Source organism: Nodosilinea sp. P-1105 (genome assembly GCF_012911975.1).
Lineage (GTDB): Bacteria > Cyanobacteriota > Cyanobacteriia > Phormidesmidales > Phormidesmidaceae > Nodosilinea.
Genome location: NZ_SMDQ01000112.1, coordinates 1 through 8815, shown reverse-complemented (window position 1 = coordinate 8815; position 8815 = coordinate 1). Strand labels below are relative to the sequence as shown.

Genomic DNA, 8815 nt, shown 5'->3' with positions numbered 1-8815 from the left:
TTCAGACGTGGGCTCTTCCGATCTCCCCACCTCCTCACCTCCCCACCTCCTCACCTCCCCACCTCCCCATCTCCCCATCTCCCCATCTCCCCACCTCCCCACCTCCTCACCTCCCCACATACTGGTACGTTGCCAAATCCCCATGCCCCTTCACCATCACTGGGGCCGACGGACAAAACTGATAACGATGCTTGACCCGCTGGTAGGTGGCTTCAGTCACCTGAATTTTGCCTGGCATCCCCTGGGACTCCATCCGACTGGCGATGTTGACCGCATCGCCCCAGAGGTCATAGCTAAATTTTTTGATGCCAATCACCCCAGCCACCACCGCTCCAGTATTAATGCCAATGCGCAGCTGAAACGTTTGGCCATCGGTGCGGGCCATTCGGTCGGCGGTTTCCTGCATCGCGATCGCCATTTCCATCATCGCTTCAGCGTGATCGTGGGTAGGCACCGGCAGCCCCCCGACCACCATGTAGGCATCGCCGATGGTCTTAATTTTTTCTAAGTGGTATTGCTCAGCCAGGCGATCGAAGGCCGAGAAGATCTGATTCAACCAGTTCACTAAATCGAGCGGTCCCACCTGGGCGGCCAGGGGGGTAAAGTTGACGATGTCAGCAAATAAAATGGTGACATCATCAAATCGTTCGGCCAGGGAGCCTTCTAGCTGCTTGAGCTTGTCAACAATGGCCTTAGGCAGAATATTCAGCAATAACTGTTCTGACTTTTGCTGCTCAATCCGCAGGGCCTGTTGGGCCTGTTCCCGCTCCTGCATCTCTTGCTGAAGCTTTTGATTCTGAGCTTGCAGCAGTTGTGCCTGTCGCCGCAGGGCTCCCTGTAAATCGGTCAACAGCCGACTTGAGCTGCCCGCCAATACGGCTCGCTGCGCTTGGACTTGCAGGCGCAATTGCCGCCGATAGGTCATTACCTGCACCCGCATGCGAGCCACAATTTCTTCGATCCACAGGTCGGCCCTGATGCAGTCTGCCACACCGACGTCAAAGGCCTGTAGGCGGTCAGGTAAGTGATCGACCGGGCTGATGACGATCACCGGCAGTAGGCGACTGGCGGCTTGCTGCTGGAGTTGACGACATAGGTCCAGTCCTTGAGCCGCAAAGCCGTAGGTATAGATGATGACGAGTTCAGTACGGGAACTGAGAATATTGGCCAGGGTCAGCGATTCGCCCCCTAACTGGGACACCGCAAAGCCAGAGGTCTCCAGAGCGTTGACCCAATCCGCCAATGGCTCTGAACCATAGTTGACGAGTAATACTGTCCCCAAACCCGATACAGAATCGGTCATGAGCCCCTGAAACAAAAATGTGCCTCAGTTATAGCTTGCCCCAAACGTTTTGCTGTGTCGTCTTTTTTCATCTTCTCAGCAGGTCTAGAGGCATCCGGACGGCGCCAGAGGATATCTCTGGCTTTAGGGGCATGTTGGTCTACGGTGTTTAATGCTAGAAAAATGCAGACGACTGCATATAACCCTGTTGCTGAGCAACTCAATAACCTATGGATGGTAACCAAATCTTGATTACAGGCGGTGCGGGCGGCCTCGGTACGGCGGTTACCCAAACAGCCTTGGAGCGAGGCGCAACCGTAGTGGTGCCCTACCGCAAAGACACCGATCGCGATCGCCTGCAATCTACCCTACCCGCTGCTAGTCTGGAACGGCTACGACTGGTACGGGCAGACTTACTGGATGAGGCAACGGTAATTTCCTTGATTCACGATATTCCCCGTCTGGATGGACTGATACACCTGGTGGGCGGGTTTTCCATGGGAGACACCGCCGACTTTGCCTACCGAGACTGGAAACAGGCCTTTGACCTGAACGTCAACACCACGTTTCTGGTGTGCAAGCATGGCCTTAAAAAAATGCAGGCCCAAAACTATGGTCGCATTGTCACCGTTGGCTCCCGAGGGGCTGTAGAACCATCGGCTCAATTGGCTGCCTACTGTGCCGCTAAGGCAGCGGTGGTGGCCCTGACTAAATCGATCGCCGCTGAAACCCAGGGCACAAATATCACGGCTAATGTAGTGCTACCGAGCGTGATCGACACCCCTGCCAATCGTGACGCCATGGGCACTGAGAATGTGGATCAATGGGTAACCCCTGAGTCGTTAGCTGAGGTGATTTGCTTTCTGGCTTCAGCCGCTGCCAGAGATGTTCGAGGAGCGGCAATTCCGGTCTATGGCAACGTTTGAAAACCCGTTTATTGCCCTTAAAGCCCGTTTGGTGGTCGTGGTCTTTTTTGCCATTGCCCTGGGGTTAGCACTTGTGTTCGGCACCCTGGGTGGGTTGGAGTTAATTCCATGGGCCGCCGATGACCCAATTTTTGCCCCAGTCCTGTACAGCTTAGTGTTTAGCAGCCTCTGTCTGTCCATCTGGCTGGTATCCCGCCGTCCCCCCCTGAGGTTGAGCTATCTCCTAGGCCCCTGGCCCCACCAACTGGCCTGGCTGCAATTGCTGTGGTTAGTGGTAGGGGTGTTTTTATTTTCCCTGGGGGCGTTTCAGTTGTCCTACCTGGCCTTATCCCTAGTAGCTCCCACCTGGGTAGAAGCCAGCCTACAACAATCGTTACTGCTCTCGGCAGAACAGGCCGCTTCCCCTCGGTTATACAACGGGCTGATGCTATTTTCAGTGGTGGTGGTAGCTCCCATTACCGAAGAGTTTATCTTTCGGGGGGTGCTGCTGCATCGTTGGGGCACCAAGTGGGGCGTTGGGGCGGCCATTTTTTTGACCTCGGTGCTGTTTGGTCTCCTGCACGCTAACTTAATCGGGCTGTTTGTGTTTGGAGTGGTGATGGCCCTTCTCTACCTGAGTACGCGATCGCTGATCGTCCCGATTGTGGCCCATGCCATTAATAATGCGATCGCCTCTGGGTTTGAATTACTGACCGCCCTGACCGCGCCAGAGGATTTAGCGATTAACACATTGGCGGAATTTCGAGCCAGCTGGTGGTTGGGGGTGCTTTGCTTACTGGTGTCGGCCCCTTGGGTATTGCGCTATGTCTTTTACCATTGGCCCCAACCCAATACGCCGTTGCCCTACTTTGCCAACCAAGCCCCACGCAGCTAGTGCTCCTATTTAATATGCGGATGAAAGGACTTGAACCTTCACGTCACGAGGACACTAGAACCTAAATCTAGCGCGTCTACCAATTCCGCCACATCCGCGTTCGGCTCTTGAGTATAGCAAAGATTCGAAGTATTAGGGGGCGATCAGCGCAACGTGGGACAAATTCTCTTGGGTAAGTCGGCCGACCCTTCCTGATACCTGACACCTCAGACCTGATACCCTCAACCAAGATAGTCAAATTTATAGTCAAATTTCTGCCAGCCAGTACTAATCAACTCAACGTGGGACAAATTTCCTAGCGCCTGTGGCCAATGCCTGCCAGGCCGTGCTGGTGAGGGATTTAGGGGCCAGGGCCAGGGGTTTGTAAAGCTTGAGTCGTTCACCCTAGCCCTTGACCGATTATCATTAAGAAAGATGTAAGCATAGCGGCAAATGTGACGCCCCCCCGGTGGTAGTTTGGAAGCTAGCACCTAGCACCTGGGTTGTGGCCATGGGCGCATCCGCGCCCAGGTGAGCACGCACACAGGTGAGCACGCAGACAAAGGAAGGAGACGCCAAAGGGAATGGGTAAAGTAGTTGGCATCGACCTGGGGACCACCAACTCAGTTGTTTCGGTCATGGAAGGTGGCAAACCGGTGGTGATTGCCAACGTGGAGGGCATGCGCACCACTCCGTCTGTCGTGGCCTTTAGCAAGGAAGGGGAACGCCTGGTGGGGCAACTGGCCCGACGGCAGGCGGTACTGAATCCCCAAAACACCTTCTACGGTGTCAAACGCTATGTGGGCCGTAAGTATGCTGAGCTGGAGCCGTCCTCGAAGCGGGTACCCTACACCATCCGCCGGGACGAAGCTGGCAATGTCAAAGTTCGCTGCCCCCGCCTGGAAAAAGACTTTGCCCCGGAAGAGATTTCGGCCATGGTGTTGCGCAAGCTGGCAGACGAGGCCAGCCGCTATCTAGGGCAGCCCGTGACCGGTGCCGTGATTACGGTGCCAGCTTACTTTAATGACGCCCAACGCCAGGCTACCCGTAATGCTGGTCGCATTGCCGGTTTGGATGTAAAACGCATTTTGAATGAGCCCACGGCCGCCGCCCTGGCCTACGGCCTCGATCAAGCTCGCAACCAAACCATTCTGGTGTTTGACCTGGGGGGTGGCACGTTTGACGTATCCATCCTGGATGTGGGGGATGGGGTATTTGAGGTGCGGTCCACCTCTGGGGATACCCAGTTGGGGGGCACCAACTTTGATACCAAAATTGTCGACTGGCTAGCGGAGCAGTTTCTGGAGCAGGAGGGGATTGATCTACGCAAAGACCGCCAGGCCCTACAGCGGCTAACGGAGGCGGCTGAAAAGGCCAAAATTGAGCTGACTGGGGTAGCTACCACAGACATTAGCCTCCCCTTTATCACCGCCACGGCCGATGGCCCTAAACATATCGAAACTCGCCTCAGCCGTTCCCAGTTTGAAAGCCTCTGTGGCGATTTGGTCAGTGGGTTACGGGCTCCTCTGAAGCAAGCCCTGAGCGACGCCAACCTTACCCCCAATGACATCGATGAGGTGGTGCTGGTGGGCGGGGCCAGCCGGATGCCCATGGTGCAGGATTTGGTGCGATCGCTGATTGGCTTAGAACCGAGTCAGAACGTCAACCCGGATGAAGCGGTGGCGGTCGGGGCTGCTGTGCAAGCGGGCATCATCACCCAGGAAGTGCAGGACATCATGCTGCTGGATGTCACCTCCTTGTCGTTGGGCCTAGAAACCATCGGTGGCGTGATGAAAAAGGTGATTCCCCGCAACACCACCATTCCAGTGCGCCGCTCCGATATTTTCTCCACCTCTGAAAATAACCAGACCTCTGTGGAAATCCATGTGCTCCAGGGGGAGCGGGAAATGGGGATGGACAACAAATCCCTGGGGCGGTTCAAGCTGATGGGAATTCCACCGGCCCCCCGGGGGGTACCCCAGGTGCTGGTGTCCTTTGACATTGACGCCAACGGTATTTTGCAGGTGTCGGCCATGGATAAAACCACGGGTCGCGAGCAGAGCCTGACCGTGCAGGGGGCGGCCAACCTGGATGAAAGCGAAGTACAGCGGATGATCGAGGAGGCGGAAGAGTACGCTGAAACCGACCGTCTACAGCGGGAACGGGTAGAGAAGCGCAACCGAGCTGAGGCCCTTACCTTTCAGGCAGAGCGCCTGCTGCGGGAGGTAGCCCTAGACTTTGGCATGCAGTTTGCCCGCGATCGCCGCCGCCGCATCGAAGGACTGGTGCAAGAGCTGCGCGACTACCTGGAGCAGAGCGACGAGCGGGGCATTGACATTGCCCAGGCGGAATTACAGGACGAACTCTATGACCTGAACCGGGAGGCCTACCTCTACGAAGCCGACGAGGAACGAGAGGGGGGCATCCTGGGCCAAATTGGCGACACCCTAAAGAAAACCTTTGCCTTTGACGATGATCTGGATGCTCGCCCCAATTATGGCTACCAGAGTGGTTCCTGGGGTAGTTGGGACGATGACTGGGACTATGACAGTCGGGGCGGACAAACTTACGGGCAATCGGCCTATGGTCAGCCAGCTTATGGTCAGCCAGCCTATGATCAATCTGGCTATGGCAGCCAGCCAGCCTATGGTAGCGATCCCTACGACAGTGGCGTTTACAGCAACCCAGGCTATGGACGCCGGGGCTACGATAGTCGTGCTGATGCTGGCTATGACCAGCCTGGCTATGGCCCGTCTGGCTATGGCGATCGCCAGCCCCCGACATCCGGTGCAGCTCCCCGCGACGCTGGTCGAGGTGAACCCACCAGCGATCCCTACGATCGCTACGGCAGCCCCAGAGCAGAGCAAAGCAGCTACGGCCAGGGTTACGGGAATCAGGGTTACCCTAACCAGGGCTATGGCCAGCAGGGCTACGATCGCCAGGATTACGATCGCCAGGATTACGACCGCCAGGATTACGACCGCAGCCACACCCCTGACCCCACCTACGGCAGAACCGACTATAGGCAGCCAACTCCTCGCCAGAATCCCAATCAGGGCTACCCATCTGCCCCCCCACCAGCACCACCTCTCGATGATGACTGGAACGACGACCCCTGGGCTCAGCCCGCCAGCCCTCAGGCTCCTGGGGCTGCACCTCGGGACAGTGGACCACCCCGCCGTCGCCCCACCCCGCCAGAGAATCGGACCCCTCCCGAGACTCGCCGCCCCAGTCCCCAAACCAGTTGGGATGATGACGAGTGGTTCTAACCCCCAAAGCAACGCTCCCAGAGCAACACCCCCAGAGCACCGCAACGTAACGGACCGCAATGCAGAACTTTCGGAACTACTACGAGATTCTGGGAGTTTCCAGAGAAGCCACTGCGCCTGAGATTAAGCACGCCTATCGGCGGCTAGCCCGGCAATACCACCCCGACCTCAACCCTGGGGATCGGGCTGCCGAGGAACAGTTCAAGCTGGTGGGGGAAGCCTATGAAGTTCTCTCTGACGGGGAACGGCGATCGCAGTACGAGCAATTCAGCCAGTATTGGAAGCAAAAGGGGTTTCAAGATACACCGTTTACCGTCACGACCCCTACCCCCGAGACCAAAACTGGTACTCGCATTTCCTTAGAAGACTTCGGCTTTGGCGAGTTTCCTGACTTTAATAAGTTCATCGACCAACTGCTGAACCGCAAACCCACGGCCCGCCGCCAGGGGGAGTCTAACGTCAGCACCTACTCCCAGACCACGACCACCCCAAGCACAGCCCCTGGCTACCGCGCCTCCCCCACCTCAAGCAGGCGCGACGCTGAAGCTGACCTCACCATTCCCCTAGAAAAGGCCTTTACCGGCGGGCGCGAACGCATCCGCCTGGAGGATGGCCGTTCCTTAGAGGTAAACATGCCCGCCGGTATGGTGACTGGCCAGCGCATTCGCCTGCGGGGGCAGGGGATTGGCGGCGGCAACCTCTATTTGCGGATTGAGGTAGACCCCCATCCCTTCTTTAGCCTGCGGGGCAATGATGTGTACTGTCAGCTGCCCATTACCCCCAGCGAAGCCGCCCTGGGCAGCACCATCGAGATTCCCACTCTGGATGGCCTGGTGCGGACCCCCTTGCCCCAGGGCGCCCAAACTGGACAGGTAATTCAACTGGCCGGGCGCGGATATCCTATCGGCCAAGATCGGCGGGGCGACCAGATTGTGGAACTGGAGGTGGTGGTGCCGACGATGATCAGCGATCGCGAGAAGGCCCTCTATGAAGAACTGCGCCAGATGGAACGCTTTACCCCTAGGGCCAATTTGCTGGACGACCGATAAGTGAGGCGATAAGTGAGGCAATTATGCTGAATTTCCAACCCGCTGGCTTCACCCAAAAAGCCCTGGCTCTAGATCTGGGGATCATGGCCTACTACACCCAATGTGACGTTAACCGGCCCGGGGGTAACCCGGTCGTGTTTTTGCACAGCCTGGGGGGTGGTTCGTCTGCCTTTGAATGGTCCAAGGTGTATGGGTTGCTCGGGGACACCTACCCGGTGATTGCCCCTGACCTGATTGGTTGGGGCCAGTCCACCCATCCAGTGCGAGCCTACAGCGTCGAGGACTACTTCGAGATGATCAGCCAGCTGCTGGAGGCGCTAACCCAGCCACCGACCACGGTGGTGGCCACCTCCCTGACCGCCGGGGTGGTGATTCGGCTAGCCTGCCAGCGACCTGATTTATTTAAGCGGCTGTTCCTGGTGTCCCCGTCGGGCAATAGTGACTTCGGCCGCGACTTTCGAATCAGTCTACCGGCCTTATTAGCCAGTACCCCCGGCATCGATCGGCTGTTGTATCAGCTGGGAGCCGCCAATGAACTGGCCGTCCGGTTTTTTCTAGCCAATTTCCTGTTTGCCGACCCCAGCCGCATTACCCCAGATATGGTGCAGGCCTATCTGGCGGGCACCCAGCAGCCCAACGCCGAGTACACCGCCCTGGCCTCCCTGAATGGGGCCATCAGCTTTGACCTGGCCCGCTATATCGGACAGTTGACCACCCCCACCACGGTGGTGCTCGGGGAAAAGTCGCGGTTCACCCCGGTGGCCGTGGCCCAGCGGCTGGCTAGTCTCAACCCTGAGGCGGTGAAAACGGTGCATACCGTGCCCGACTCCGGGGTGTTGCCCCATCTGGAATATCCAGCGGTGGTGGCGGATCTGCTGCGCTCTGTGCTGGTGGAGGGCTAGTGCAGCGTCAAGGCCAAAAATGAAGTCCCCGTAGGTTGGGTGGAACGTAGTGGAACCCAACAGCAGTCAGCTTTGTTGGGTTCTGCTGACGCGCCACCCAACCTACAAACTTAGAGTTGACAGTCCACTAGGGTAGAAAGGCAGAAGAAAGAAGAAAGAAGAAAGAAGAAAGAAGAAAGAAGAAAGAAGAAAGAAGAAAGAAAGGGGATTCTGCTACAGGCTAGGGCAGGGGGCCACACCGGTTTGCCCGACAGTCGCCCCAGCGTTGTTGACCTGGGTAAAGGTGTCATTGTTCTGGGCATTGAGTTGGGGCAAATCGACAACCTGTAGGGTGGCCCCTCCAGCGGTGAATAGATTGGCGTCAAAATTGGCTGTGTCAACGCTGCGGTTATCCCTCACCAGGGCGCAGAGGGGGGCCGTTCCCTCGTTCCCCAATTCCACCGCCTGGTTACTGGACCCCACATTCCGCCCTTTGAAGTGTCACATTAGGAATTAAGACGGCATACTTTCAGAGGTGATGAAACGGAGGCCAGT

Annotated in this window: 7 protein-coding genes and 1 tRNA gene; 5 read left to right on the top strand and 3 right to left on the bottom strand. The window is 57.3% G+C overall.

The genetic code is table 11. From position 1 onward, the window contains the following. Positions 1 to 106: 106 nt before the first annotated feature. On the bottom strand, positions 107 to 1303 hold the full coding sequence (locus tag E1H13_RS25615) for an adenylate/guanylate cyclase domain-containing protein (RefSeq protein WP_169617804.1): 1197 nt from the start codon (positions 1301 to 1303) through the stop codon (positions 107 to 109). A gap of 209 nt (positions 1304 to 1512) precedes the next feature. Here E1H13_RS25615 and fabG point away from each other — a divergent pair, with 209 nt between their 5' ends. Next, on the top strand, positions 1513 to 2208 hold the full coding sequence (gene fabG, locus E1H13_RS25610) for a 3-oxoacyl-ACP reductase FabG (protein ID WP_169617803.1): 696 nt from the start codon (positions 1513 to 1515) through the stop codon (positions 2206 to 2208). Beyond that, positions 2195 to 3082: a type II CAAX endopeptidase family protein gene (locus E1H13_RS25605; RefSeq protein WP_169617802.1), complete on the top strand. Its 888-nt coding sequence runs from the start codon at positions 2195 to 2197 to the stop codon at positions 3080 to 3082. The genes fabG and E1H13_RS25605 overlap by 14 nt, the downstream gene beginning before the upstream one ends. 15 nt (positions 3083 to 3097) lie before the next feature. On the opposite strand, the gene E1H13_RS25600 is transcribed toward E1H13_RS25605, so the two are convergent. Next, positions 3098 to 3180, bottom strand: a tRNA-Leu gene (locus tag E1H13_RS25600). 465 nt (positions 3181 to 3645) lie between these two features. Here E1H13_RS25600 and dnaK point away from each other — a divergent pair. The 3 genes from dnaK to E1H13_RS25585 are packed head-to-tail and all read left to right on the top strand — an operon-like array spanning position 3646 to position 8281. Next, positions 3646 to 6330 carry a molecular chaperone DnaK gene (gene dnaK / locus E1H13_RS25595; protein WP_169617801.1) on the top strand — a complete coding sequence of 895 codons (2685 nt, stop codon included), beginning with the start codon at positions 3646 to 3648 and terminating at the stop codon, positions 6328 to 6330. Between the two features lie 59 nt (positions 6331 to 6389). Next, the gene (locus tag E1H13_RS25590; protein ID WP_169617800.1) at positions 6390 to 7379 is read left to right on the top strand and encodes a J domain-containing protein; all 990 of its coding nucleotides are present in this window, start codon (positions 6390 to 6392) and stop codon (positions 7377 to 7379) included. A gap of 23 nt (positions 7380 to 7402) precedes the next feature. Beyond that, complete coding sequence (locus tag E1H13_RS25585; protein WP_169617799.1) at positions 7403 to 8281, top strand: alpha/beta hydrolase; 879 nt, start codon at positions 7403 to 7405, stop codon at positions 8279 to 8281. 213 nt (positions 8282 to 8494) lie between these two features. Here E1H13_RS25585 and E1H13_RS25580 read toward each other — a convergent pair whose 3' ends face one another. Further along, on the bottom strand, positions 8495 to 8743 hold the full coding sequence (locus E1H13_RS25580) for a hypothetical protein (protein WP_169617798.1): 249 nt from the start codon (positions 8741 to 8743) through the stop codon (positions 8495 to 8497). Positions 8744 to 8815: the final 72 nt, after the last annotated feature.